Raw genomic sequence first — 25,307 nt, forward strand, 5'->3', positions numbered from 1 at the left:
GGGCTCGATCCGGCCTCAGCGCACGAGTAGCGCCACCGGCAGGCGGGCGAACAGCTTCTCCAGCCGGGTGCGGCCGGTGAAGGTGTGGCCGGTGAGGCGGTCGGTCCAGGTGCCCGAGGGCAGGTCGAGGACGGTATCGGCCCACCCGCCCTCGGTCAGGGCCACGCTGTAGCGGGTCGCGGCCACGATCACCTGCGGCGCCTCACCGCTGCGGCCGCGTGCGTATCCCACCAGGTGCTCGCTGCGGTCGCCGCTGCCGAACAGCGGTGTGTAGGAGCCGCCGACGAAGCAGTCGGGCCGCTCCCGCCGCAACCACAGGGCGTAGGCGACGATCCACATCTTCGCCGCGCCGGAGTTCTCCAATTCCGGTGTGCCCGTGAGCGATTGCAACATCGCCAGGCGATGGCCGAAATCGACCGGCCGCCGGTTGTCCGGGTCGACCAGCGAGTCCTCCCACAGCTCGCAGCCCTGATACACATCGGGGATGCCGGGACCGCACAGCTGAAGCAGCTTCTGCCCCAGCGAATCCGACCACGCGTGCGGTGCGAGGCGGGTCGCCAGCTCACCGAGTTCGGCACCGACCGGCCCGTCGATCACGGTGTCGAGCCAGCGATGCACCTCCGCCTCGAAGTCGACGTCGGGTTCCTCCCACGAGGACCGCAGACCGGCCTCGCGCACCGCCTTCTCGGCGAACAGGTGCAGGCGTTCGCGAAACCGCGGCACCGTGGCGGGGCGCCGCCCGTCGACCGGCCACACGCCGAACATGTTCTGCAGCAGGAAGTTCGCGGTCGGCCCGTCCGGCGCGGGCGCGAGTTCCAGCCAGGCGCCCACCGCCTTGGCCCAGCTGTCGGCCACCTGCGACAGCACCGTGATGCGGGCGCGCACATCTTCGCCACGCTTGGTGTCGTGCGTCGACAGCGTCGTCATGGTGGCCGGGCGGCGCACCGCGCGTTCGGCATTGGCGAGATGGAATTCCAGCACCGAACGGCCGAACCGGCCCGGGTCGCCGCCCATCTCCTGCAGTGACACCAGACGCGACGCCTGATAGAACATGGTGTCGTCGACCGCCTTGGCCGCGACCGCGCCGCCGACCTGATGCATCCGCCGCGCCGCTTCTCCGCCGGCGGCCAGGGCCCGCACCAGGACCGACAGCGGGGCCGTCAGCTCCCGGTTGCGCTGCTGCACCTCGGCCACCACGGTGCCGAGCACCCCGGACAGGGGTGCGTAGTCGGTGCGGTACACCGGCATATGGGACAGCACCTCGATGGTGGCGTTGGTCAGCGCCATATCGCTGATCGCGGCGGAATCGAATCCGTTCACCGCCGCGTCGCGCTTCACCGCGCCGACCAGTCGCCGGACCTCGGGCACGAGCAGGCGCTCGGCCACCGCGCGTTTGATGCGGTGTTCGGTATCGGCCATCCAGGCGGCATCGCTGCCGTGTCCCGACATCCGCCGCGACAACTCGGTGAGCGCGTTCTCCCCGGCCGGATCGACGAAGATGCCGCCGACCTCCGCGAGCGCTTCGTATCCGGTGGTGCCGTCGACGGGCAGGGTGGCGTCGAGCGGTTCGTGGCGGCCGAGCACCTTCTCCACCAGCAGCAGCCGCTGCGGGCCGATCAGCCGGCGCAGTTTCGCCAGATAGGCGGCCGGATACGCCAATCCGTCGGGATGGTCGACGCGCACCCCGTCGATGAGATCGTGTTCGCACCAGGCGGCCAGTTCGCGATGGGTCAGGTCGAAGACCGCCGGCTCCTCCTGCCGGATCGCCGCCAGCTCCGAGACCGCCAGGAATCGCCGATAGCTGCAGATCCCGGCCTTCCAGCTGACGAGGCGATAGTGCTGGCGGTCGTGGATGCGCAGCGCGTTCTCCCCGTCGGTGCCGGGCGCGATCGGGAAACGCAGATCACGCAGGGCCAGGACCGGTTCGGGGCCCGAGCGGTCGACGGTCAGCGCGGCCGGATCGTTCTCGCTGTGCAGTACGGGCAGCGCCAGCCGCCCGCCCGCGCCGTTACCCGGGCTCCAGTCGATGTCGAAGAAATGCGCGAATTTCGAATTCTTGCCGTTGCGCAGCACATCCCACCACCACGGATTGCGCCGCGGATCGCCGACGCCGACGTGATTGGGCACCAGATCGACGATCAGGCCCATACCGCGGCCGCGGACCTCGTCGGCGAGCGCCTTCAGCCCGCCCGGCCCGCCCAGTGCCGCCGACACGGTGGTCGGATCGGTGACGTCGTAGCCGTGCGCGGAGCCCGGCATCGCGGTCATCACCGGGGACAGGTACAGATGCGAAATACCCAGCTGCTGCAGATATTCGGCGATCGCGCGGGCATCGGCGAAGGTCAGGGCGTCCGGGCGCAGCTGTAGCCGGTACGTGCTGCGCACGGGGGTCCGGCGGGCGATCGGGCCGGTGCGGTGTTCAGGGGAAGGGGTGTCTGTCATCTCGATATCGGTGTGGATTCGGTACGGCGGAGAACGAGCAGGCAGCGAGCGGGTACGGCGACCGTAGCCGCTGCGGGGTAGGTGGCATCTGTGCGCCCGGTGGGTGTCGAGCAGTCCAGCGCCACCGTCCAGTGCGCGCCGAATTCCGGTCCGGGTACGGCGAATTCGAGGGGTGCGTCGTGGGCATTGAAACACAGCAGGAAGGAATCATCGCGCACTCGTTCCCCGCGCGGGCCCGGTTCGGCGATCGCCTCGCCGTTGAGGAACACCGCCAGGGAGCGGGCGAAGCCGGTATTCCAGTCGGCGGTGGTCATCTCCGTGCCGCCGGGGGTGAACCACGCGATATCGCCGGCGCTGGGGAGTTCGTCGGGTGCGGCGTCGGGGAGTTCGCCGGGGCGTCCGTCGAAGAAGCGCCGGCGCCGGAACACCGGATGGGCGTGGCGCAGCGCGAAGGCGGTGCGGGTGAACGTCAGCAGGTCGGCGTATTTCTGCGCGGCGCCCCAATCCATCCAGGACAGTGGCGAATCCTGGCAGTAGGCATTGTTGTTGCCCTGCTGGGTGCGCCCGATCTCGTCGCCGTGCAGCAGCATGGGTGTGCCTTGCGACAGCGCCAGCGTGGCGATCATGTTGCGGCTCTGGCGATCTCGCAGCGCACAGACCTCCGGATCGTCGGTGGGACCCTCGATACCGCAGTTCCAGGACCGGTTGTAGTCTTCGCCGTCGCGATTGTCCTCGCCGTTGGCGTGATTGTGTTTGTCGTTGTAGGACACCAGATCTCGCAGTGTGAACCCGTCGTGGGCGGTCACGAAATTGATGCTCGCGCCGGGGCGGCGGCCGGTGGCCTCGTACAGATCGGAACTGCCAGTGAACCGGGAGGCGAATTCGCCCAGGGTCGCCGGTCGGCCGCGCCAGTAGTCGCGCACGGTATCGCGGTACTTGCCGTTCCACTCGGTCCACAGCCCCGGAAAGTTCCCGACCTGGTAGCCGCCCTCGCCGACATCCCACGGTTCGGCGATCAGTTTGACCTGGCTGACCACCGGGTCCTGCTGCACCAGATCGAAGAAGGTGGAAAGCCGGTCCACATCGTGTAATTCGCGCGCCAGCGTGGCCGCCAGATCGAAGCGGAAGCCGTCGACGTGCATCTCGAGAATCCAGTACCGCAGCGAATCCATGATCAGCTGCAGGGTGTGCGGATGGCGCACATTGAGGCTGTTGCCGGTGCCGGTGTAGTCCATGTAGTGCGCCGGATCGTCCTCGGCCAGACGGTAATACGCCGCGTTGTCGATCCCGCGCAGGCCGATCGTCGGTCCCAGGTGATTCCCCTCGCCGGTGTGGTTGTAGACCACGTCGAGGATCACCTCGATGCCCGCGCTGTGCAGCGCCCGGACCATCGCCTTGAATTCGGTGACCGCGGCCCCGGCCCGCGGGTCGGCGGCGTATTCGTGGTGTGGTGCCAGATAGCCGAAACTGTTGTACCCCCAGTAGTTTCGCAGTCCGCGGTCGAGCAGGATCCGGTCGTGCAGGAACTGGTGGACCGGCATCAGTTCGATCGCGGTGACGCCCAGCGACAGCAGATGGTCGATGATCGCCGGGTGCGCGATGCCCGCGTAGGTGCCGCGCAGTCGCTGCGGAATCGCCGGATGCGTCATCGTCATACCCTTGACGTGGGCTTCGTAGATGACGGTTTCGTGATAGGGCCGCCGCGGTGCGCGGTCACCGGCCCAGTCGAAGTACGGGTTCACCACCACGCCGGTCATGGTGTGTCCCAGCGTATCCGCGCCGTAGGTGTGCAGGGTGGCGTCGGCGGCGAATCGGCCCGCGAAGGCCTTGCCGTAGGGATCGAGCAGTAGTTTGCTGCTGTCGCAACGCAGACCGCGGGCGGGATCGTAGGGGCCGTGCACGCGGAACCCGTAGCGCTGCCCGGGGGCGACGGTGGGTAGATAGGCGTGCCAGACGTATCCGTCGACCTCGTCGAGCGGGATGCGGTGCTCACCGCCCGCACGATCGATCAGGCACAGCTCGACCCGCTCGGCAACTTCGGAGAACACCGAGAAGTTGGTGCCGGCGCCGTCGTAGGTCGCGCCCAGCGGATAGGCGGCACCCGGCCAGACGCCGAGAGGCGTCATCTCACCGGATGTATCGGGCCGAACCATATATCGACAGTAACCGTCGCGCCGGAGCCGCCGGTGCGGGTGGGCCGGGTCGAGCCGGGCCGGTAATCCGGTGGCTATCGATGGCCCGGCCGCGGCCGACGGTCCGCGCGGGTTGCGCGGCACCGTGGTTACCGCAGGCTGCGCCGCCAGGTCTGCCCGACCAGGTCGGCGCCGAAACTGTGGTGTGGCCGGGAATCGACGAGCTCGAATCCGGCGCGCTGGTAGATCCGCCGCGCCGCGGTGAGCACATCGTTGGTCCACAGCACCATGTCCCGATATCCGGCCTCGGTCGCGAATCGCAGGCACTGCTCGACCAGTGCGGTGCCGACGCCGAGCCCGCGCGCCGACGGTTCCACGAGCAGCAGCCGCAGCCGGGCGGTGGTGTCGTCCTCGCGCACGCAGAACACCGCACCGGCCGCCGCGCCGCCGGCCTCGGCGATCCACGCCCGCTCGCTTTCCGGATCGTGCCCGGCCAGGAAGTCGGCCACGATCTTCGCGACCAGCGCCTCGTAGTCGGTGTCCCAGCCGTATTCGGCGGCGTAGAGCACCGCATTGCGCTGGATGATCCAGCCGTAGTCGCCGGGACGGGGAGATCGGAGACGGACCTCGCGCGCGCGGCTCGCCGCTGGTGAACTTGCGCGGCTCGCCGCGGTGGCCGGGTCGAGCAGTTGTTCGATCGTGCGCATCGCGGTGCGCAGGCGACGCCGGTCCGCGGCGCTGTGCCCGGCCAGCAGCGCGGCGATGTCGTGCGCGGAGCGGCGGTCGAGATCGTCGGCCGCGGCCCGCCCGGCGTCGGTGAGCTGGACGAGTTGCAGGCGAGCGTCGGAGCCGGAGCGGTGCCGGCGCACCAGCCCGGCGCTCTCGAAGCGGGCGAGGATCCGGCTCAGATAGCCGGGGTCCAGGCCCAGGTCGGTGCGCAGCGTGCGGACGCCCAGCGGTCCGGAGTGCGCGAGTTCGAACAGGATTCGCGCCTCGGTGAGCGAGAAGTCGCTGTCGAGCAGATGTTCCTCGAGGACGCCGATCAACCGGGTGTAGCGGCGGTTGAACGCGCGCACGGCGCCGACGTCGTCGCGATCGAGCGCGGGGATCGTCACGACCCTCCCTTCGCAGTTCTTTGACCGAGTCAAAGATATCGCGCGGCGGCCCTGCGCACACCGGATTCGCCGCGGTGATAACTTGAACGGCGTTCAAGACCATTTCGTGAAGGGATCCGCGTGGCCCTGACAGCCGACCAGATCACCGCCCTCGACGCCGCGCACGTCTGGCATCCCTACGGCGGCTTCCCGGCGAGCACCGAACCGCTGGTGGTCGCCTCGGCCGCGGGCACCCGCCTGACCCTGGCCGACGGCCGCGAACTGGTCGACGGGATGAGTTCGTGGTGGGCGGCGGTGCACGGCTACCGGCACCCCGTGCTGGATGCCGCGCTGCTCGAGCAGTCGCAGCGGATGAGTCACGTCATGTTCGGCGGGCTCACCCACGAACCGGCCGTGCGGCTGTCCCAACTGCTGGTGGAGCTGACTCCCGACGGTCTGGACAAGGTGTTCCTCTGCGATTCCGGTTCGGTCTCGGTCGAGGTCGCGGCCAAGATGTGCCTGCAGTACTGGCGGGCGCTCGGACAGCCGGAGAAACGGCGGCTGTTCACCTGGCGCGGTGGGTATCACGGCGACACCTTCACCCCGATGAGCGTGTGCGATCCCGAGGGTGGCATGCATTCGCTGTGGACCGATGTGCTGACCGAGCAGATCTTCGCGCCCGTACCGCCGGTCGACTTCGATCCCGGCTACGTCGCGGAGCTCGACCGGATGCTGGCCGCGCATGCGCACGAGACCGCGGCGGTGATCGTCGAACCGGTCGTGCAGGGCGCGGGCGGAATGCGTTTCCATCATCCGCGCTACCTGAACGAGCTGCGCCGCCTGTGCGACGAGCACGGCGTGCTGCTGGTCTTCGACGAGATCGCCACCGGATTCGGCCGCACCGGAACGTTTTTCGCCGCCGAGGCCGCCGGGGTGGCGCCCGATGTGATGTGCGTGGGCAAGGCCCTCACCGGCGGATATATGACCCTGGCCGCCGCCTTGTGCACCACCCGCATCGCCGAGACCGTCAGCGCGGCCCACGGCGGGCTCATGCACGGGCCCACGTTCATGGGCAATCCGCTGGCCTGCGCGGTCGCGGTCGCCTCGGTGGAACTGCTGCTCTCGCGGGATTGGGCGGGCGAGGTCGCCGCGATCGAAGCGGGTCTGAAATCGGGACTTGCTGCGGCACAGGATAATCCGCGCGTGGTGGACGTGCGCGTGCTCGGCGCGATCGGGGTGGTGGAGCTCGACCACGCGATCGATATGGTCGCCGCGACCCGCGCCGCCGTCGAGGTCGGCGTGTGGCTGCGGCCGTTCCGCAATCTGGTCTACACCATGCCGCCGTTCATCAGCAGTGCCGACGATATCGCCCGCATCGCCGCCGGTGTGGTCGCCACCGCCGCAGCCGGTTGAGCCGAATTCCATTCCGGCGCGCGGTTCGTCGTATATCGGAAATTTATTTTCGTGTGATATGGTGACAGCGAGCACGAAAATTCCTGTCTATCATCGGCATTCGCGCGGTGATATCCACCGGCTCTTCGGACGGTGAAAGGGAATTCGATGATCGGCACCGAACCCAGTCGCACGGCGATGATGGCGGCCGCGGCCCGTGCGGCCCACCTGCTGATCGACAGCGAGCCCTATCTGTTCCGCGACACCATGGCATCCGCCCTGCTCGGCCCGCATGCGGAGGAGCTCATCGGCTACCACCTGCAGCACGGCGACCATCCGCTGCTCGCCGCAGTCCGGGCGCAGGCGACGGTGCGCAGCCACTGGGTCGAACAGCGCCTCGCAGAATCGGCTGCGGCGCAATATGTCGTTCTCGGGGCGGGACTCGACAGTTTCGGATATCGCGATGCGGCCGAAGGGATCCGGGTATTCGAGGTCGATCATCCCGGCACCCAGCGGTGGAAAAGGGAAATTCTCGCCATCGGCGATATCCGCCCGGTCGGGGAGGTGGTTTTCGTACCCGTCGATTTCGAACGCGACGATCTGCCGCGGCATTTGGCCGATGCCGGATTCGACCCTGCACGTCCCGCGCTCATCAGCTGGCTCGGCGTCAGCATGTATCTCACCGCCGAGGCGATCGGCACCACGCTGGCCGGCCTCTCCGGTCTGGCCCCGGGCACGGAACTGGTGATGGAGTACATGCTCGATCCGGCACTGCGCGACGGCAACGGACACGCCTACGCCGAATCCGTCCAGCCCGTCACCAGTGCCCAGGGCGAACCGTGGCTGAGCACCTTCACTCCGGAAACCCTCGACGACGTCCTGCATCGGTACGGATTCACCACCGTCGAGCACATCAGTCACCGCGCGGCGGTACCGGCAGGCTGGTGGAGGCGCGCCGATGCGCTGCAACCGGTGGATCTGTGCCGGCTGGCATATGCACGCGTCGGCGGGTGACCCCGCCGTGGCCTGCGGCGGTAGGCGCGGTGTGTTTGGCTGGACTCCGACGCCTAGGAGCCGAGGAGTGGGGAATGCGGGCACTGCGAGTGATCGTCGTCGGCGGGGGAATCGGCGGAATGGCCGCCGCGATCGCGCTGCATCGGGGCGGGCACGACGTCGAGGTCTGGGAGCGGGCCGCCGATATCGGCGAGGCGGGGTCGGGATTGACACTGTGGCCCAACGGATTACGTGCCCTGGACGCGATCGGAGTGGGGGCGCGGGTGCGCTCGCGCGCGATGGCCGACACCGAGGGCGGAATCCGTGACCGCTCCGGCCGCTGGCTGACCCGCACCGACACCGGGAAAATGGCCGAGCGGTACGGCTCGGTGGTGGCCGTGCATCGCGCGGACCTGTTCGATATTCTGCGCACCGCACTCGGCGACGACCGGCTGCGCCTGGGACGCACCGTCACCGGCGTCGACACCGAAGGTAGTTGGGAGACAACGGCGTCGGGAAACGGCGACCCGGCGCCGGCAACGGGTGTGCCCGGGCACAACGCCGCGGAAGACGAGACTCCGGAGGTGCGTGACACCACCGGAGATGTCCGGGCGTCCGATGGTGGACAGGGGTCGTATGCCGCCGCGGGCGCGCGGAAGCCGGTGCGGGATGTGCCCGCGGAGCGCGCGGCGAGCGAACGTGGCGGGCGGGGAGCGCGGGTTCTGTTTGCCGGGGGAGCGGAGACGGCGGATCTGGTGATCGGGGCCGACGGCCTGCGCAGTGTCGTGCGGGCCGCGGTCTGTCCGCACGCCCGCCCGCCCCGCTATGCCGGATACACCGCCTGGCGGATGGTCACCGCGCCGCGGCCCGAACTTCGCCAGGGCGGCCAGATATGGGGCAGCGGTGAGATTTTCGGCATCGTCCCGCTGTCCGACCACCGGGTGTACATGTTCGGCGCGGTGAACGCCGCCGAAGGTGAGCGCGGGGCAGACGGCGAATTCGCGGAAGTGCACAGGCGTTTCGGTGAGTGGCCGGATCCGGTGCCGCGGCTGCTGGCGGCGGTGTCGCCGGAATCGGTGATGCGTCACGACATCTACGAGCTTCCCGATCTGCCGACATTCGTGCGCGGTCCCGTCGCGCTGCTCGGCGACGCCGCGCACGCGATGACGCCGAATATGGGACAGGGCGCCAATCTCGCGCTCGAGGATGCCGCCACCCTGGCCGCGCTGCTCGACGATCGCGGGGTCGAGGACGCACTGCGCGGCTACGACTCGCTGCGCCGCCCGCGTACCCGCGCGCTCGCTCATCGCTCGCGGCGGATCGGGACGGTCGCGCAATGGTCGTGGCCGCCCGCCGTCCGGGCTCGCGACACCGCGCTGCGGCTGATGCCCGGCTGGGCCATGCTGCGCAGTTTCGATCGGGCCCTCGACTGGAACCCGCCGCGCTGACCTGTACGGGTTCGATCGAGGCCCCGCCGCAATCGTCCTGAACGGCGTTCAAGTATGCTTCCGAGCTGTGAACGAGGATCCGTTGAGCTGGTTGGACGAGCGTGCGGGTGACCGGGTGCGCGCCGGATTGCGGCGGCAGCTGCGGGCGCGACCGGCGCACAGCGATCTCATCGACCTCGCCTCCAACGACTACCTGGGCCTGTCGCGGCACCCCGAGGTGATCGCGGGCGCGGTCGAGGCGGTCCGGACCTGGGGCGCCGGTGCGACCGGATCGCGGCTGGTCACCGGCACCACGGTCGCGCACGAGGAATTCGAGGCCGACCTGGCCGACTTCGTGGGGGCGCAGGCGGGCCTGGTCTTCGCCTCCGGCTATGCCGCCAACCTCGGCATCGTCACCGCCTTGGCCGGGCGCGGCGCGCTGGTGGTCTCCGATGCCGGTAGCCACGCCTCGCTGGTCGATGCCTGCCGACTCTCGCGGGCGCGGGTGGAGATCGCGCCGCATCGCGATGTCGAGGCGGTCGACCGGTTGCTGTCGCAGCGCACGGAGGACCGCGCGCTGGTGCTCACCGACTCGGTGTTCAGCGCCGACGGCGACCTCGCGCCGCTGGCCGATCTGCATCGGGTGGTCCGCGCGAACGGTGCGGTGCTGATCGTCGACGAGGCGCACGGCATCGGCGTGCGCGGCGACGGTGGTCGCGGCCTGGTGCAGGAACTCGGCCTGGCCGGGCAACCGGATCTGATCGTCACAGCCACCTTGTCGAAAGCCCTTGCCGCGCAGGGCGGAATCGTGTTGTGCGACGAGCGGGTACGCGCCCACCTCATCGATACCGCGCGCACGTTCATCTTCGACACCGGATTGGCGCCCGCCGCGGTGGGCGCCGCACATGCGGCCCTGCGGCTGCTGCGCAAGGAACCGGAGCTGGGCGGGCGAGTGCTCACCCGGGCCGCCGATATCGCGCGCATCGCCGGTGTGCCGCAACCGGATTCGGCGGTCGTCTCGGTGGTGCTGGGACAGGCGCAGGTCGCCTACGACGCCGCGCAGCAGTGCCGGGAGCGCAGTCTGAGCGTGGGCTGCTTCCGGCCGCCGTCGGTGCCGGAAGGCACCTCGCGGCTGCGGCTGACCGCGCGTGCCGACCTCACCGATGCCGAGATGGAGACCATCGCCACGGTGCTGGACGAGGTGCTGACCGCGGCGCGGGATCCGCAGGCCGCCTGAGTGATGCGAGGAACGACAGGAGCGAGGCGCTATGAGCAGGTTGATCGTCACGGGAACCTCGACCGACGTCGGGAAGACCGTCGTCACGGCCGCGCTGGCCGCGGCGGCGCGGTCGGCCGGGCGCACGGTCGCGGTCTGCAAACCCGCACAGACCGGCGTGGCTCCGGACGAACCGGGCGACCTCGCGGTGATCGAGCGGCTGTCGGGCGTGACCCGCACGCTCGAACTGGCCCGCTATCCCGAACCGCTGGCCCCCGACACGGCCGCCCGCCGCTGCGGGCAACCGTTGCTCACTCTCGGTGAGACGGTGGCCGGAATCGACTCGCTGGCCGATGCCGACCTCACGCTGATCGAGGGCGCGGGCGGACTGCTGGTTCGCGTCGGGGAGTTCACGCTGCTCGAACTGGCGCAGAAACTGGACGCACCGGTACTGGTGGTGGCGGCCGCGGGCTTGGGGACCCTCAACCACAGCGAACTCACCACCCGAGCCCTCGCCGCCGCCGGTGTGCGCTGCGCGGGACTGGTCATCGGATCCTGGCCGAGCGCACCGGATCTCGCCTCCGAATGCAACCGCACCGACCTGCCCGAGGTCACCGGTGTCGGGGTCGTCGGGGTGATTCCCGAGGGCGCCGGACAGTGGCTGCCCGAGCGATTCGCCGATACCGCCTCCGGCTGGTTCCATGCGGACTGGATGCGGCGATACCTCGGCTGAGCCGGCCGAGGCGGCGACGCCCCGGTTCGTGTCGGTGGGGCCTGGCAGGATGCGGGGTATGAGCGCAACCGGGGAGGATGCCCGCGACTATGCCCTGTCGCTGCCGGAGACGTCGGAGCAATTCGCTTGGGGGATGCCGACTTTCCGGGTCGCGGGCAAGCTGTTTCTGACGCTGCCCGAGGCAGAGACCTCGATGGCGGTGCGCTGCCCGATCGTCGATCGCGACGAACTGGTCGTGGCCGAGCCCGGGAAATTTTGGATCGCCGCGCACGAGGCCGGTAACGCGTGGGTGCGCGCCCGGCTGGCCGCCCTGGACGACCGGGCCGAACTCGAGGCGATCATCCTCGATTCGTGGCGCCAGGCCGCACCTCGCCACCTCCTCGACGACCAGCGGTAATCGATATCGGGTATCGGCGCGGCGCGGCGCGGAGGGGATGCGCCGGTCGCGAACGCCCTTACAGTGGGTGGGGATGTCCATGCGAGATCGGCACCCTTCCACGGTCGCGGATTACGACGATGCGCGACGGCGGGCCCGGCTGGCCGAAACCCGTGTGGGGCACCGCTGGCGGACGCTGGGGCGGACGCGGCGCGTGCTGCTGCGGGCGGCGCTGGTCCCGATCGTCGTTCTGGTCGTGTTCGCGCAGTACTGGCATTACGACGTTTCCCCCGAGCAGGCACGGCTGGCGCGCACCGATCCCGCGGTGCTGCCCATCTCCGGCCCGGCCGCGGCGAGCGACCGCGACACCGCGGTGTTCGACCTCGTCGGCCTGGGTTCGCTCGATGCCTCCGATACCGCGCGCGCGTTGCCCTCACTGCGGCAACTGGGTTCGGTGTGGGCGGTGCGATACGACAACACCGGTATCGACACCAAGGTCATCAGCGATCTGATCATCCGCGTCACCGAGGCCGCCCGCATCCACAAGGTGGTGCTGGTCGGCCACAGCATGGGCGGGGTGATCGCCCTCGAGATCGCCAAACACATCCACACCCACAGCACGCGCACCCTGTCGGGGGTGATCCTGGACTGCACGCCGGTCGACCTGGCCGCGGTGCGGCCGGAAAGCCGCGACCAGGGCGAGGATCTGCTGCGCTGGTTCGGCTGGTTCCCGGGCACGCGGGAGAGCCGGGGGCTGCGACTGCTGGCGGAAACCTATTCCCGGCATGACCAATTCGTCGACTACGGTTCCAGTCCGCCCGGCATCCGGACCGCGTCGCTGCGCCGTACCGTCACCGATGTGCTGCGGCAGAAGATCTTCAACACCGACGCCGCCAGCAACGGCCTCATCGAAGATCAGTTCAAGGCCATCGTCGCCAGCGGCGCGATCGACGACCTGCGCGCGCTGGCGAAACCGGCGGCCGGCAAACCCCGCCCGGCCGTCGTGTTCATCCGACCGCACAATCCGTACCGGGATTCCGTCGTGGACGACGTATACACCCATCGCGCACTGATCGACACCGTCGGCGGTGTCGACGGCACACTCCTGGTGGTGCTGACCCGCAGCACGGGCCACGCCGATCCGCGCCGGCATCCCCGCGAATACAACACGGTGATCGCGCAGCAGGTCGTGCCGTTCATCGGGCTGGTTCACTCCGAGCAGTCCATGGGCATGCCGTGAACCGGCGGTTCAGCGCACGGCGTCGTCGAAGGCCGGGCGAATTCCCGAGGGCGGCACCATGTTCCACCGCTCGAGGTGGGCCCGCACCTGCTCGGCGGCATCGATGTTGAGTGGGCTCGACGTCCACAGCACATAGGGCAGATCGAGAAACCGCTGGTGCGTGACGGCGCGCAGCCGGTTGATTCCGGGTTTGGCGCGCAGCGCTTCCACCTTCTGGGCGAAGTTCTGCCCCGGATAGTCGACGAAGACGATGGCGTCCGGGTCGGCGGCGGCCAGGCGTTCCCACGACACCGTAGTCCACGTGTCGGCCACATCGTCGAGTGCGTTGCGGGCACCCGCGGCCTCGAGTACGGCCTGGGGTCCGCCGAATCTGCCGCTGGAGAAGATGGTGTCGCTCGCGCTGTCGAAGACGAACACGGTCGGGGGTGTCGCGGCCCGCGGTGCCGCGCGCAATCGCTCGAGGCGGGTATCGATGTCGGCGACGAGTGCGGTGGCCCGATCGGGACGGCCGGTGATCGCACCCAGATTCGACAGATCCGCGCGCAGCGCCGCCCACGGCTCGACGGTGCCGCGCTGCCGCTGACCGGCGTGCGGGCGGCAACTCTCGGTGAGGATGTAGGGCGCGATGCCGTGGGCGCGCAGCGTATCCGGGGTGAGGTCGGTGGCCTCGCTGTAGCCGTAGTTCCAGCCGGCCACCATCACATCGGGGCGGTGGGCGAGCACCGTCTCCCGCGACGGCGAGGTCGGCGCGACATTGTTCAGGCGATCGACCACGTCACCGTAGTGGCGCCGCAGGGTCGCGACGTCCTGTTGCAGACCGGCCACGGCGGCCACCGAATCCTGTGCGCCCAAGGCCAGCGTCATCGCGACCATATTGGTATCGTTGACGAACATGCGCTGTGCCGGAGCCGGAAAGCGTGCCTGTTCACCGCAATTGGTCAGGGTCAGGTTGCCGTCCGAAGGCTGCGCGGGGCCGCACGCCACCAAGCACGCGACGGTCGACCCGACGGCGAGCCAACGCAGAAGTTGCATATCGTCCACCTTCAACGGTTTTCGGGACTACAGCTGCCGGGTTCGCGGCGCCGGCGAGGTTCGTGCACGGTGGACGGCCGGCATATGCGCCGCCGTTTCCGGGCAGCGGTGAGCCGGGTGGTGCCGGAATCACGATGACCGAGGTCCGCGAGCGGCGGGTGGGCCCCGGGCGGCGTCGGGCGGTGCGGTCGGCTCGGGTCACCGCAGCGGTGCCGGTACCTCATCCCGCAGCCTCGGAATTCGGTTCCAGCAGTGCATGTGTCGCACCCGTCTCCGGATGTCGCACGCGCGCCGCCCGCACACCGAAGACGGCGGCGAGGACCTCGGAACTCAACGCCTCCCGGGGCGGACGCGGATCCGATGCGGATCCGTCGTGCACGACCAGAACCCGATCGCAGTAACGGTCGGCCAAGGTCAGATCGTGCAGGGCGACCACGACCGTGCGGCCCAGTCCCCGAACCAGATTCAGCAGCGCGAGCCGGTGGGTGATGTCCAGGTGATTGGTCGGCTCGTCGAGCAACAGCAGCGGACTCGCCTGCGCCAGCGCCCGGGCCAGCAGCACCCGCTGCCGCTCACCGCCGGACATCCGCCGCACCGGGCGCTCTGCGAAGCCGTCGAGATCGACCGCCGCCAAGGCCTCGCCGACCGCGCGGCGTTCGGCCGGACTACCGGCGCCCCACGACGGCAGATACGGCGTGCGCCCCAAGGCGACCACCTCACCGGCGCACAGATCCGCCGCCGGCTGGTCGTCCTGTCCGACCATGGCGACCAGGCGAGCGCGCCGTCGCGGTGACATCGCGTGCAGCGCTTCGCCGTTCACCAGGACCCGGCCCTGCCGTGGGCGCAGCAGTCCGCCCAGCGTGCGCAGCAGCGTGGATTTCCCGGCGCCGTTCGGCCCGACGATGCCGACCACTTCACCGGGCTCGACGCCGAAATCGACGCCTGTCAACACGTCCCGGTGGCGGGGCCCGCATGCCAGCTGCCGGACCCGGAGAACAGCGGGCGCGGACTCCGCCGCCTTCGCAGCGGGCAGCCTCGTTCCGTCCACAGGTTCGGGCTCGCGGGTCCGGAGACGGCGGATCATGCCGCACCGAACCGGTAGTGCCGCCGACCCATCAGCAGCAGGAACACCGGTGCGCCGATCAGCCCGGTGAGCACACCGACCGGAATTTCGGTGGGCCGCACCAGGATCCGGGCCGCCGCGTCGGCCACGACCAGGAACAGCGCACCGCACAGCGCGGCGACCGGCAGTAATCGCCGATGGGTGGAGCCCACCAGCATCCGCGCCGCATGCGGTACCACCAAACCCACGAAGCCGATCCCGCCGGACACCGCCACCAGGACGCCGACCAGAATCGCCAGCCCGGTGAACAGCCCGTAGCGCACGGCCCGCACCGGCACTCCCACCGATGCGGCGGTATCGGCGCCCACGCTCAGCGCGTCGAGCCAGCCGTGTACGGCGAACAGCGCCGCGCCCGCGCCCGCGACCACGGTGGCGGGCATCGCGATTCGGGTCCAATCCGCCCCGGCCAGGCTGCCGAGCAGCCAGAACAGCACCGACTGCGCGGCCTTCGGATCGGCGCTGCGGAAGATGAGATAGCTGCTCAGTGCCGAAAACGCCGATCCCAGCACCGTTCCGGTCAAGACGAGACGCAGCGGCGTCAATCCGCCCTGCGCCATCGCGATCGCGAAAACCGTTGCCGCCGCGACCAAGGCGCCGACGAGCGCGCCGCCCGACAGCGCCCAGATGCCCGCACCCGCGAACAGGCCCGACGTGATCACGGCCGCGGCGCCCACCCCCGCGCCCGAGGAGACACCCAGCAGATAGGGATCGGCCAGCGGATTGCGCACCAAGGTCTGCATGGCGGCACCGGCGAGCGCCAGTCCCGCGCCGACCACGGCGGCCAGTATCGTGCGCGGCACCCGCAACTGCCACACGATGGTGTCGAAGGCGGGATCGACCGCACCGCCGCCGTTCAGATGTCCGCCCAGCACTTCGATCACTGCTCGAATCGGCAGCGGTTCGGCGCCGCACGCGGTCGCCACGACCATCGCGGCGAGCAGCGACGCCAGCGTCAGGGGAACGACGATCGTTGTCCGGACGCGGTTCATCGCCGGAACTCCACAGGCATCACGCGACCTTTTCAGAGCAGTGCCCGGCGACCGAGGTCTGACTCCCGCACCGGTCCGCATCAGCGGCCGCCGCGGTCACAGTGGCGCGACCGTCCCGGATTCCCACCGGATTCCCGCGCCGCCGGGGATGACGGTCCCGAATACTACCGTCCGAAATGTCCGGCTAGCGCACCCGGCTCCCGAGCAGATGCAGTACCCCGCCCACGAACAACTGCAGTCCGAAGTCGAACCGCTCGGTGGCCGAGGTGTTCTCGTAGAGCGGGGAATCCTCCTCCGCCAGTGCGCCCGCGGAGTCCATCTGCATCCGCGACTGCTCGTCCACCGTCTCGCCGAGTACGTAGTAGAGCAACGTGTAGGCGGCCAGATCGGCCTCCTCGCGCGTCATGCCGCCGCGAATCATCGCACTGGCCAAGCGTTCCCGGCCCTTGCTGGTGGTCAGTCGGGAAGCGTAGGTGGCCGAGACCACCTCCGCGCCGTCGCGATACGCCAGCAGGCACGAACGCAGCCGATGCGCCAGTTCGCTGATCTGGCCCGGCCAGTCCTCGGCGGCGACGGGCTCGTCCATCGGGGTGAGGATGCGGTCGGCGACCGCGCCGAGCAGCGCCTGCTTGTTCGGGAAATGCCAGTACAGCGCGCCCGGCTGCACGTGCAGAGCGGTAGCGAGGCGGCGCATGGTCAGATCGGCGAGCCCGTACTGATCGAGGATGGCGATGGCGCCGTCGATCACATCCGCCCGATGTAGCTGCACTTCTACCCCTCGTATGTTTTGACTCACTGACCCCGCTACCCTAGCCTGAACACCGTTCAAGTTGCACGGCATGGACGCGCAGGCCCGGAGGCGGCAGCCTGCGTAACCACGGAGGGCCCAGTCCATGCCACTACGGGCACGGCCGCACCGGCCGAAAGAAGGGATTCGTGCTGTGACGCAGGCACCCGTGAAGACCGACATTCTGGCCACCGCGCGTGAGCAGGTTCTCGAACGTGGCGTCGGGCTGACTCAGGAGCAGACCCTCGAGGTGCTGCGTCTGGGCGACGACCAGCTCGAGGCGCTGCTGGAGCTCGCGCACGAGGTGCGGATGAAGTGGTGCGGCCCCGAGGTCGAGGTCGAGGGCATCATCTCGCTCAAGACCGGCGGCTGCCCCGAGGACTGCCACTTCTGCTCGCAGTCGGGTCTGTTCCAGTCGCCGGTGCGCGCCGCCTGGCTCGACATCCCGAGCCTGGTCGAGGCCGCGAAGCAGACCGCCAAGACCGGCGCGACCGAATTCTGCATCGTCGCCGCCGTGCGCGGTCCGGACGAGCGCCTGATGGCGCAGGTCGCCGCCGGCGTCGAGGCCATTCGCAACGAGGTCGACATCCAGGTCGCCTGCTCGCTGGGCATGCTCAACCAGGAACAGGTCGATCAGCTCGCCGCCATGGGCGTGCACCGCTACAACCACAACCTCGAGACCTCCCGCTCGCACTTCCCGAACGTGGTCACCACCCACACCTGGGAGGAGCGCTGGGACACCCTGCGCATGGTGCGTGAGGCCGGTATGGAGGTGTGCTGCGGCGGCATCCTCGGTATGGGCGAAACCCTGGAGCAGCGGGCCGAATTCGCCGCCGATCTGGCCGAATTGGAGCCCGACGAGGTTCCGTTGAACTTCCTCAACCCGCGCCCGGGCACCCCCTTCGGTGACCTCGAGGTGCTGCCCGCGGCCGACGCGCTGCGCGCCGTCGCCGCGTTCCGGCTCGCGCTGCCGCGCACCATCCTGCGCTTCGCCGGCGGCCGCGAGATCACCCTGGGCGACCTCGGCGCCAAGCAGGGCATCCTGGGCGGGATCAACGCCGTCATCGTCGGCAACTACCTGACCACCCTCGGTCGTCCCGCCGAGGCGGATCTGGACCTGCTCACCGATCTGAAGATGCCGATCAAGGCGCTCAACGAGACCCTCTGAGCGCCCGCGGCCGCGGCGGTTCGGGTATTGTCGAGCAGCTGGAGAGCTGCACTTCATAAGGGGTTTCGCGAATGGTGGTCCAGATGCCACAGCCTGATATGCAAGAGCGCTACAACCCGTACACGGGGAAGCGGATCGTCGTGGGTCTCGACGATCCGGTGCCGGCGGCCGCGGCCCTGGGCCTGGAACCGCCGCGTTACTGCGAGCACTGCGGCCGCCGGATGATCGTGCAGGTGAGTCCGGACGGCTGGTGGGCTAAATGCTCCCGGCACGGGGTGATCGATTCCCACAGCCTGGACCATCGCTGATGACCTCCCGCGGTGCCGCCGCAGCCTCTCCCGCACCGCGCGAGCTGCGGGCGGCGCTGGGAATCGTCGCGGCGGTGCTGGTGGTCAGCATCATCGGCGGCGGAGTGTGGGCCATGCTCGCCCCGACCGAGAAGGTCTTCGTCGTCGAACCCGGTAGCGGTATGGCGCTCACCGGCGAAAGCGCGCACCGCTTCGACGCGGTCGCGATCTTCGGCTGCGTCGGTTTCGTGGCCGGCTTGCTCACCGCCGCCGCGGTGTGGCGCTGGCGCGTGATGCGCGGGCCGATCATGCTGGCGAGTCTGCTGATCGGCTCGCTGGCCGGGGCCTGGGTGATGTCGTGGTTCGGCGAACAGGTCGCGCGCTGGATCCACCCCCGCTCACACAACCCGCCCGTGCACACCGTCGTGGAGCTCGCGCCCACCGTCGAAGGCTGGACCGCTCTCCTGCTGCAACCGCTGATCGCCGGACTGGTCATCCTCCTGCTGTCGGCGCTGAGCACCTCCGAGGACCTCGGGAGCGGCCGCGGTGACACGGCGGAACCCGCACCCCACACGCCACTTTCCGAGGTGACCTACGGCCCCTACCATCGGCCCGGGTCCTATCAGAACGCCGATTCGCAGCGCTGAATCGCGCCGACCACGTTGCGCCACTGGGTGAATGCTGTCGTGCGCGGCATGGCTGACCGCTGCCGGCAGCCCGAATCGCCGCTTATTCGATGGCGATCCGGGCTCGCGGTGGTTACCGTTGCGGCGGATCAGCCAGGAGGGGAGGTGTATACGAATGGCAGGAGCGAACGCGCGAATCGGAAGTGATTGCGCGGCAACCGAACAGCTCGAACGGCCCAATCTCACCGCGTGGCGGCGTCGGCACGAACTTCGCCGGTCCGCTGCGGCGCAGCCGGTGGCGAACAAGCGCACCTATCGGCGCACGGTCAAGCATCGGGATCGGCAATGGTGAGTCGGCGGTAAGGGATTCACCGACCGTCGTGGGTGGCGTGATATTCGGATTCGATCCTCTTCTCCTGGCGTCGTTCCCGCAGCTTCCACACGATCAGCGCCACGACGACGATCACCACGACCGCGATCGCCATATCGCGGCCGACGGTCTTCGCCACCTTCTCGTAGGAATTGCCGGCGATGTAGCCGAGGACCACGAAGGTCGTTCCCCAGACGATGCCGCCGAAGGCGTTGAACGAGAGGAACCTCGGGTAGGGCATGCGGGAGGCGCCCACCAGGGCCGGCATCACCGCGCGGAAGAAGGCGGTGAAGCGGCCGAGGAAGACCGCCCAGCCGCCGCGGCGGGCGAGGAACTCCTGAGCGTTGTCCAGGCGACCGCGGTGCTTGTCCAGGTAGGAGGCGGCGAGCAGGCGGCTGCCGAAATGTTTGCCCACCTCGTAGCCCACCGAGTCGCCGATGATCGCTGCGGCCACCACCAGCAGGATCATCACCCACAGCAGGACATGCCCCTGGCTGGCCGCGACACCGCCGAGGACGGCCGCCGTCTCGCCCGGAATCACGAAGCCGACGAAGATCGCGTCCTCGGCGAAGACGAGCAGGCCCACCGTCAGGTAGATCCACACCGGCGCGATATCGAGAATCCGGTGCATCAGCGATTCCATTCCGCCGACGCTACCGTGCGCGGACCACAGGCGTCGGCGGCGGTCGGCGCACATCGTTCGCAGTGACCCCGCTGCCGCGGGCGGTCCGCTCACACAGCGGCGGAGACCGCTCACCCCGGGGGGCGCAACGCCGCGAATTCGTCGGTGACCCGAATCTCGTCGTCGGTGAACCGATAGACCGCCGCCGGCCGCCCGCCCGATTTACCGGGCGCGGCGGTCTCCCCGGTCGGCGTGATCACTTTGCGGCGACTCAGCACGCGCTGCAGATTCGTGGTGTCGACCTCGTAACCCAGAGCGGTGCAATAGATTTCGCGCAAGGTCGACATGGTGAACGTCGAAGGCGCCAGGGCGAAGGCGATATTGGTGTACGACAGCTTCGCCGCCAGCCGGGTGCGGGCGTGATGGACGACGGTGCCGTGGTCGAACGACATGTTCGGCAGCGCGGAAACCGGATGCCAGCGGGTGTCGGCGGGCAGTTGCGGGTCCGCGGTCAGCGGCACCAGACCCAGATAGGCCGAGGCGATGCGGCGCACCCCGGGCACGCGATGCGGATCACTGAAGACCGACAGCTGCTCGATATGCCACAGCTCCCGCACGTCGACCTTCTCGGCCAGCTGACGGCGGGCGGAGGTGTCGAGATCCTCGTCGTCGCGCAGCCGGCCGCCGGGCAGCGACCAGGTGCCGGTCTGAGGTTCCATCGCCCGCTGCCACAGCAGCACCCCGAGTTCGGTGCGTCGCCCGTGATTGCCGCGCGGACTCTGTGGATCCACCGGTTCGCTCGCAATCACCGAGCGATCACCCTCCGGACCTGCGGTGACGGTGTCCATGAAGCGACGAACCTGGAACACCGCGGTGAGCGATTCGTGAATGGTGCTACTATGGGCCACGTTTTCGATTGTAAGTCGAAAACCGGGTTGAAGCTAATCGGCCCGGGGTGATGCGACCGGTGAGGGTGCCGGGCGCATGAGGAAGGAGCATGCCATGGCGTCACCGACGCAGGCATTCGCAGCGCAGGTCGTCGACGGTCCGGCCGGTTACGGCGGAGTCGAGGCCACACCGGAGTGGGCGGCCGAGATCAAGCGACTCGCGCGCGAGCGCAACGCCACCATCCTGGCGCACAACTACGAACTACCCGAGATCCAGGACATCGCCGATCACGTCGGCGATTCCCTCGCACTGTCGCGGATCGCCGCCGATGTCCCCGAGGACACCATCGTGTTCTGCGGTGTGCACTTCATGGCCGAGACCGCGAAGATCCTGAGCCCGGACAAGACCGTGCTGATTCCGGATCAGCGCGCCGGATGTTCGCTGGCCGACTCCATCACCGCCGACGAGCTGCGCGCGTGGAAGGCCGAGCATCCCGGCGCCGTGGTGGTGTCGTATGTGAACACCACCGCCGCGGTGAAGGCCCTGACCGACATCTGCTGCACCTCGTCCAACGCCGTCGACGTGGTCGCGTCGATCGATCCCGGCCGCGAGGTGCTGTTCCTGCCCGACCAGTTCCTCGGCGCGCACGTCAAGCGCGTCACCGGTCGCGAGAACATGCACATCTGGGCCGGTGAATGCCACGTGCACGCGGGGATCAACGGCGACGCGCTCACCGAACAGGCCCGCACCCATCCCGATGCGGAACTGTTCGTGCACCCCGAGTGCGGGTGTGCCACGTCGGCTCTCTACCTCGCCGGCGAGGGTGCCTTCCCGGCCGACCGGGTGCACATCCTGTCCACCGGCGGCATGATCGACGCCGCCAAGAACGCGCAATCGAAGCAGGTGCTGGTCGCGACCGAGGTCGGCATGCTGCATCAGCTGCGCAAGGCCGCGCCGGACATCGATTTCCAGGCGGTCAACGATCGCGCCGCCTGCAAGTACATGAAGATGATCACCCCGGCGGCGCTGTTGCGATGCCTGACCGACAACGTCGACGAGGTGCACGTCGATCCGGAAACCGCAGCGCTGGCACGCAATTCGGTGCAGCGCATGATCGCCATCGGCAATCCCGGCGGCGGCGAATAGCACCGGCACCCGCCTCCGGGCGGGCCGGAAAGGTTCGATCGATGATGATGACGCCTTCGATCGGCTGGGAAGCCGAAGCTGATCTGGTGGTGATCGGTGGCGGTGTCGCGGGTTTGACCGCGGCCCGCACCGCCTCGCTGCGGGGGTTGCGGGTCCTGACCCTGAGCAAGGGCGGCCCGACGGATACGTCCACGCAATACGCACAGGGTGGGATCGCGGTCGTCGCGCCCGACGGCGACACCGTCGACTCCCATGTCGCCGACACCGTCGACGCCGGGGCGGGACTGTGCGACGCGCAGGCGGTGCGCTCCATCGTGGCGGGCGGCCGGGATGCCGTCGCGGCGCTGACCGACCTGGGCGCGGTCTTCGATCTCGGCCGCGACGGCCAGGTGTCGCGCACCCGCGAGGGTGGGCACAGCACTCGCCGCATCATCCACGCCGGTGGTGACGCCACCGGCGCCGAGGTGCAGCGCGCGCTCAACGCCGCCGGCCTGCCCGTGCTGTTCGGCACCGCGGCCCTCGACATCGTCACCGGGCCCGACGGTGTGCGCGGTGTGATCGTGGTGTCGGACCAGGGGTTCGGCATCGTGCACACGCCGGCTGTCCTGCTGGCCACCGGCGGTCTCGGCCAGCTCTACGCCTGCAGTACCAATCCGCCCGGGGCCACGGCCGACGGCATCGCGCTGGCGCTGCGGGCCGGTGCGCTGGTCGCCGATCTGGAATTCGTGCAGTTCCACCCCACCGTGCTGTTCAGTCCCGGCGGGCTGGGCCGGCGACCGCTGATCAGCGAGGCGGTGCGCGGCGAGGGCGCGGTGCTGGTCGATTCGAACGGTGATTCGGTGACCGCCGGTGTCGATCCGCGGGGGGATCTGGCGCCGCGCGATATCGTCTCCAAGGCCATCGCCGCCAGGATGCGACAGCTCGGCACCGATCATGTGTATCTCGACGCTCGCGCGATCGACGGTTTCGCACAACGATTTCCGACGATCACCACCTCGTGCCGCGCCGCGGGCCTGGATCCGCGTGCCGACCTGATCCCGGTCGCGCCGGCCGCGCATTTCCAGTGCGGCGGGGTCGTCACCGATACCCACGGGCGTACCGCCGTCCCCGGCCTGTACGCGGCCGGCGAAGTGGCGCGCACCGGTCTGCACGGCGCGAACCGGCTGGCATCGAACAGCCTGCTCGAGGGCCTGGTCGTCGGCGAGCGAGTGGGTGCCGCCGCGGCCGAGCGGAGCGCTTCCGCATCGGAGGTGACCGCGGTGCCGGAGATGTCGTTGCCGCGCATCGACCGCACCGCCCTGCAACAGTTGATGTCGGCACACGCCGGCGTGGTGCGCGACGGTGACGGGCTGCGCGGGGCGATGCTGCGCGTCCTGCATCTGCGCGGTGGCGGATCCGGGAAATCCGAGGCCGCGGATGCTACGGAAGGCGCTGTGACACACGGGGCTCCCGGCGCGGAGCCGCCCGGTCCCGCGGACGACGGGAGCGGCCGCGCGCCGGCCGCGCCGGAAACAGCCGCAGTGCAGGCGATTTCGCGGCTCCACGGCGAGCAGGCCGGCGTGCTGGCCGCGGTGGAGGACGCCGCCCTGACCCTGACCGCGCGGACCCTGCTCCTCGCGGCCACCGCCCGCGCCGAAAGCCGCGGCTGCCATACCCGATCCGATTACCCCGATCCGCGCGAGGAGTTGCGGCGCAGCGTCGCGATCCGGCTCGGTGACGACGGCCGTCCGCAGGTCGTCGCCGATCCGCTCCCCGCCGCGGACCCGCTGCCGGCGGTGAGCACCCGATGACCGCCGCCACGCACCACCTGCTGAGGAGTAGATGATGGCACTGGACCCGCAACTCGACCCCGGGGAACTGCGCACCCTGATCCGCACCGCCCTCGACGAGGATCTGCGCTACGGGCCCGACATCACCTCGGCCGCAACGGTTCCCGCCGAGGCGACCGTCAAGGCCGCGATGGCCTCACGCCAGCCGGGCACGGTGGCCGGCATCGACGTCGGGCTGCTGGTGCTCGACGAGGTGATCGGCGCCGGGAACTACCAGGTGACCGATCGCGTCGCCGACGGCACTCGCGTCGGCCCGGGCGACGCGGTGCTGACGGTCGTCGCGCCGACCCGGCAGTTGCTGACCGCCGAGCGCACCATGCTCAACCTGGTCACCCACATGTCGGGAATCGCCACCGCCACCGCCGCCTGGGTGGACGCCGTCGAGGGCACCGAGTGCCGCATACGCGACAGCCGCAAAACCCTGCCGGGGCTGCGTGCGCTGCAGAAGTATGCCGTGCGCGTCGGCGGTGGCGTCAACCATCGGATGGGCCTCGGCGACGCCGCCCTGATCAAGGACAACCACGTCGTGGCCGCCGGATCGGTGGTCGCCGCGCTGCGTGCGGTGCGCGAACTGGATCCCGATATCGAATGTGAGGTCGAGGTCGACAGCCTCGATCAGCTCGACGCCGTACTCGCCGAGGATGTGGAACTGGTGCTGCTGGACAACTTCCCGTTGTGGGCCACCCAGGCAGCCGTCCAGCGCCGCAACAGCCGCTCGCCGCGCACGAAACTCGAATCCTCCGGCGGGCTCTCCCTCGAGTCCGCCGCCGACTACGCGCGCACCGGCGTCGACTATCTGGCGGTCGGCGCTCTCACTCATTCGGTGCGGGTGCTGGATCTCGGCCTGGACATGTGAGGGCGGATCAGCTGGTGAGTTCGCGCTCCAACGGGGTGCGGAAGCGGGGGATGGCGCGCACGTCGCCGTACCAGGCGGCGGTGCGCTCGACCTCGGCGTCGATCAGCGCTTTCGCATCGGCGCCGACGTCCTCCAGCAGCCGCCAGGCGATCTCGCCGTCGGCGCGCTGAGCCCAGCCGCCGACGATGCGGCCGTCCACCCAGATGCTCGGGCCGATGTTGCCGTTGGTGTCGAACAGGGCCGGGGCGTGCGGGCCGAGGAACCAGTCGCGCGACTGCCAGCCCATCGGAGTCGGATCCAGGGCCGGCAGGAGCGCCGCCCACGGTTCGGTCTCGGGTTCGGGATCCGTATCGTCGGACAGCATCACTCCGGGCCTGCCGTCGAGGTCGACTTCGGTGAGGTCGAGACTCGAAAGCGTCTTGCGCACATCCGTTTTCGTCCACCCCGTCCACCAGGTCAGATCCTCGACGGGAGCCGGTCCGAAGCTGCGCAGCCAGCGGCGGGCCAGTTCGGCGCGCGCCGCGTCGAGTGCGATCGGC

24 protein-coding genes and 1 riboswitch are annotated in these 25,307 nt (G+C 69.5%); of the genes, 14 read left to right on the forward strand and 10 right to left on the reverse strand.

Annotation, left to right across the window (positions count from 1 at the left end; all coding sequences use genetic code 11):
* Positions 1–15: 15 nt before the first annotated feature.
* The 3 genes from treY to A5780_RS08565 all read right to left on the reverse strand — a co-directional run bounded on the left by treY (position 16) and on the right by A5780_RS08565 (position 5,689).
* Positions 16–2,442 carry a malto-oligosyltrehalose synthase gene (gene treY / locus A5780_RS08555; protein ID WP_063012932.1) on the reverse strand — a complete coding sequence of 809 codons (2,427 nt, stop codon included), beginning with the start codon at positions 2,440–2,442 and terminating at the stop codon, positions 16–18.
* The gene (gene glgX / locus A5780_RS08560; protein WP_064904678.1) at positions 2,439–4,595 is read right to left on the reverse strand and encodes a glycogen debranching protein GlgX; all 2,157 of its coding nucleotides are present in this window, start codon (positions 4,593–4,595) and stop codon (positions 2,439–2,441) included. The genes treY and glgX overlap by 4 nt, the downstream gene beginning before the upstream one ends.
* Before the next feature lie 128 nt (positions 4,596–4,723).
* Complete coding sequence (locus A5780_RS08565; RefSeq protein WP_231982893.1) at positions 4,724–5,689, reverse strand: helix-turn-helix domain-containing GNAT family N-acetyltransferase; 966 nt, start codon at positions 5,687–5,689, stop codon at positions 4,724–4,726.
* 120 nt (positions 5,690–5,809) lie between these two features.
* Between A5780_RS08565 and A5780_RS08570 the strand changes: the two genes are divergently transcribed.
* The 7 genes from A5780_RS08570 to A5780_RS08600 all read left to right on the forward strand — a co-directional run bounded on the left by A5780_RS08570 (position 5,810) and on the right by A5780_RS08600 (position 13,045).
* Positions 5,810–7,081, forward strand: coding sequence for an adenosylmethionine--8-amino-7-oxononanoate transaminase (locus A5780_RS08570; RefSeq protein WP_064908167.1), 1,272 nt, complete (start codon positions 5,810–5,812; stop codon positions 7,079–7,081).
* A 147-nt stretch (positions 7,082–7,228) separates the two neighbouring features.
* Positions 7,229–8,074 carry an SAM-dependent methyltransferase gene (locus tag A5780_RS08575; protein WP_197521697.1) on the forward strand — a complete coding sequence of 282 codons (846 nt, stop codon included), beginning with the start codon at positions 7,229–7,231 and terminating at the stop codon, positions 8,072–8,074.
* Between the two features lie 74 nt (positions 8,075–8,148).
* Positions 8,149–9,501 carry an FAD-dependent monooxygenase gene (locus A5780_RS08580; protein WP_064908168.1) on the forward strand — a complete coding sequence of 451 codons (1,353 nt, stop codon included), beginning with the start codon at positions 8,149–8,151 and terminating at the stop codon, positions 9,499–9,501.
* Between the two features lie 67 nt (positions 9,502–9,568).
* Entirely contained in the window at positions 9,569–10,717 is a 1,149-nt protein-coding gene (locus tag A5780_RS08585; RefSeq protein WP_064908169.1) for an 8-amino-7-oxononanoate synthase, read from the forward strand.
* Between the two features lie 31 nt (positions 10,718–10,748).
* Positions 10,749–11,429: a dethiobiotin synthase gene (bioD, locus tag A5780_RS08590; RefSeq protein WP_063012944.1), complete on the forward strand. Its 681-nt coding sequence runs from the start codon at positions 10,749–10,751 to the stop codon at positions 11,427–11,429.
* A 58-nt stretch (positions 11,430–11,487) separates the two neighbouring features.
* Complete coding sequence (locus A5780_RS08595) at positions 11,488–11,826, forward strand: MmcQ/YjbR family DNA-binding protein (RefSeq protein WP_064904672.1); 339 nt, start codon at positions 11,488–11,490, stop codon at positions 11,824–11,826.
* Between the two features lie 73 nt (positions 11,827–11,899).
* Positions 11,900–13,045: an alpha/beta fold hydrolase gene (locus tag A5780_RS08600; RefSeq protein ID WP_064908170.1), complete on the forward strand. Its 1,146-nt coding sequence runs from the start codon at positions 11,900–11,902 to the stop codon at positions 13,043–13,045.
* A gap of 9 nt (positions 13,046–13,054) precedes the next feature.
* Here the strand turns inward: A5780_RS08600 and A5780_RS08605 are convergent, their stop codons facing one another.
* The 4 genes from A5780_RS08605 to A5780_RS08620 all read right to left on the reverse strand — a co-directional run bounded on the left by A5780_RS08605 (position 13,055) and on the right by A5780_RS08620 (position 16,958).
* Positions 13,055–14,077 (reverse strand): ABC transporter substrate-binding protein, encoded by a 1,023-nt coding sequence (locus A5780_RS08605; RefSeq protein WP_063012977.1) that lies wholly within the window; start codon positions 14,075–14,077, stop codon positions 13,055–13,057.
* 220 nt (positions 14,078–14,297) lie between these two features.
* On the reverse strand, positions 14,298–15,029 hold the full coding sequence (locus tag A5780_RS08610) for an ABC transporter ATP-binding protein (protein ID WP_231982894.1): 732 nt from the start codon (positions 15,027–15,029) through the stop codon (positions 14,298–14,300).
* A 128-nt stretch (positions 15,030–15,157) separates the two neighbouring features.
* Entirely contained in the window at positions 15,158–16,189 is a 1,032-nt protein-coding gene (locus A5780_RS08615; protein ID WP_064908171.1) for an iron ABC transporter permease, read from the reverse strand.
* Positions 16,190–16,244: 55 nt separating this feature from the next.
* A riboswitch (cobalamin riboswitch) is annotated at positions 16,245–16,325 on the reverse strand.
* Positions 16,326–16,373: 48 nt separating this feature from the next.
* Positions 16,374–16,958, reverse strand: coding sequence for a TetR/AcrR family transcriptional regulator C-terminal domain-containing protein (locus A5780_RS08620; protein ID WP_030514662.1), 585 nt, complete (start codon positions 16,956–16,958; stop codon positions 16,374–16,376).
* A gap of 172 nt (positions 16,959–17,130) precedes the next feature.
* Between A5780_RS08620 and bioB the strand changes: the two genes are divergently transcribed.
* The 4 genes from bioB to A5780_RS40775 all read left to right on the forward strand — a co-directional run bounded on the left by bioB (position 17,131) and on the right by A5780_RS40775 (position 19,409).
* A complete protein-coding gene (gene bioB / locus A5780_RS08625; RefSeq protein ID WP_064904668.1) occupies positions 17,131–18,144 on the forward strand; it encodes a biotin synthase BioB in 1,014 nt (337 codons plus the stop codon).
* An 83-nt stretch (positions 18,145–18,227) separates the two neighbouring features.
* Complete coding sequence (locus A5780_RS08630) at positions 18,228–18,452, forward strand: hypothetical protein (protein WP_030514660.1); 225 nt, start codon at positions 18,228–18,230, stop codon at positions 18,450–18,452.
* Positions 18,452–19,078: a DUF2567 domain-containing protein gene (locus A5780_RS08635; protein WP_064908172.1), complete on the forward strand. Its 627-nt coding sequence runs from the start codon at positions 18,452–18,454 to the stop codon at positions 19,076–19,078. The genes A5780_RS08630 and A5780_RS08635 overlap by 1 nt, the downstream gene beginning before the upstream one ends.
* 154 nt (positions 19,079–19,232) lie before the next feature.
* Positions 19,233–19,409, forward strand: coding sequence for a hypothetical protein (locus A5780_RS40775; RefSeq protein ID WP_197521698.1), 177 nt, complete (start codon positions 19,233–19,235; stop codon positions 19,407–19,409).
* A 16-nt stretch (positions 19,410–19,425) separates the two neighbouring features.
* On the opposite strand, the gene A5780_RS08640 is transcribed toward A5780_RS40775, so the two are convergent.
* Complete coding sequence (locus tag A5780_RS08640) at positions 19,426–20,070, reverse strand: DedA family protein (RefSeq protein ID WP_064908173.1); 645 nt, start codon at positions 20,068–20,070, stop codon at positions 19,426–19,428.
* A gap of 110 nt (positions 20,071–20,180) precedes the next feature.
* The gene (locus tag A5780_RS08645; RefSeq protein ID WP_030514657.1) at positions 20,181–20,957 is read right to left on the reverse strand and encodes an NUDIX domain-containing protein; all 777 of its coding nucleotides are present in this window, start codon (positions 20,955–20,957) and stop codon (positions 20,181–20,183) included.
* Positions 20,958–21,051: 94 nt separating this feature from the next.
* Between A5780_RS08645 and nadA the strand changes: the two genes are divergently transcribed.
* Genes nadA through nadC form a run of 3 tightly spaced genes read left to right on the forward strand, consistent with a single transcriptional unit; the run spans position 21,052 to position 24,768 of the window.
* Positions 21,052–22,083, forward strand: a complete 1,032-nt coding sequence (gene nadA / locus A5780_RS08650) for a quinolinate synthase NadA (protein ID WP_064908174.1) — start codon at positions 21,052–21,054, stop codon at positions 22,081–22,083.
* 41 nt (positions 22,084–22,124) lie between these two features.
* Positions 22,125–23,873: an L-aspartate oxidase gene (locus tag A5780_RS08655; RefSeq protein ID WP_369829513.1), complete on the forward strand. Its 1,749-nt coding sequence runs from the start codon at positions 22,125–22,127 to the stop codon at positions 23,871–23,873.
* A gap of 34 nt (positions 23,874–23,907) precedes the next feature.
* The gene (gene nadC, locus A5780_RS08660; protein ID WP_064908187.1) at positions 23,908–24,768 is read left to right on the forward strand and encodes a carboxylating nicotinate-nucleotide diphosphorylase; all 861 of its coding nucleotides are present in this window, start codon (positions 23,908–23,910) and stop codon (positions 24,766–24,768) included.
* Positions 24,769–24,775: 7 nt separating this feature from the next.
* On the opposite strand, the gene A5780_RS08665 is transcribed toward nadC, so the two are convergent.
* On the reverse strand, positions 24,776–25,307 hold a 532-nt coding region (locus A5780_RS08665; protein WP_197521700.1), incomplete at its 5' end, for a winged helix DNA-binding domain-containing protein.

The sequence above is a fragment of the Nocardia sp. 852002-20019_SCH5090214 genome (assembly GCF_001665865.1).
Lineage (GTDB): Bacteria > Actinomycetota > Actinomycetes > Mycobacteriales > Mycobacteriaceae > Nocardia > Nocardia nova.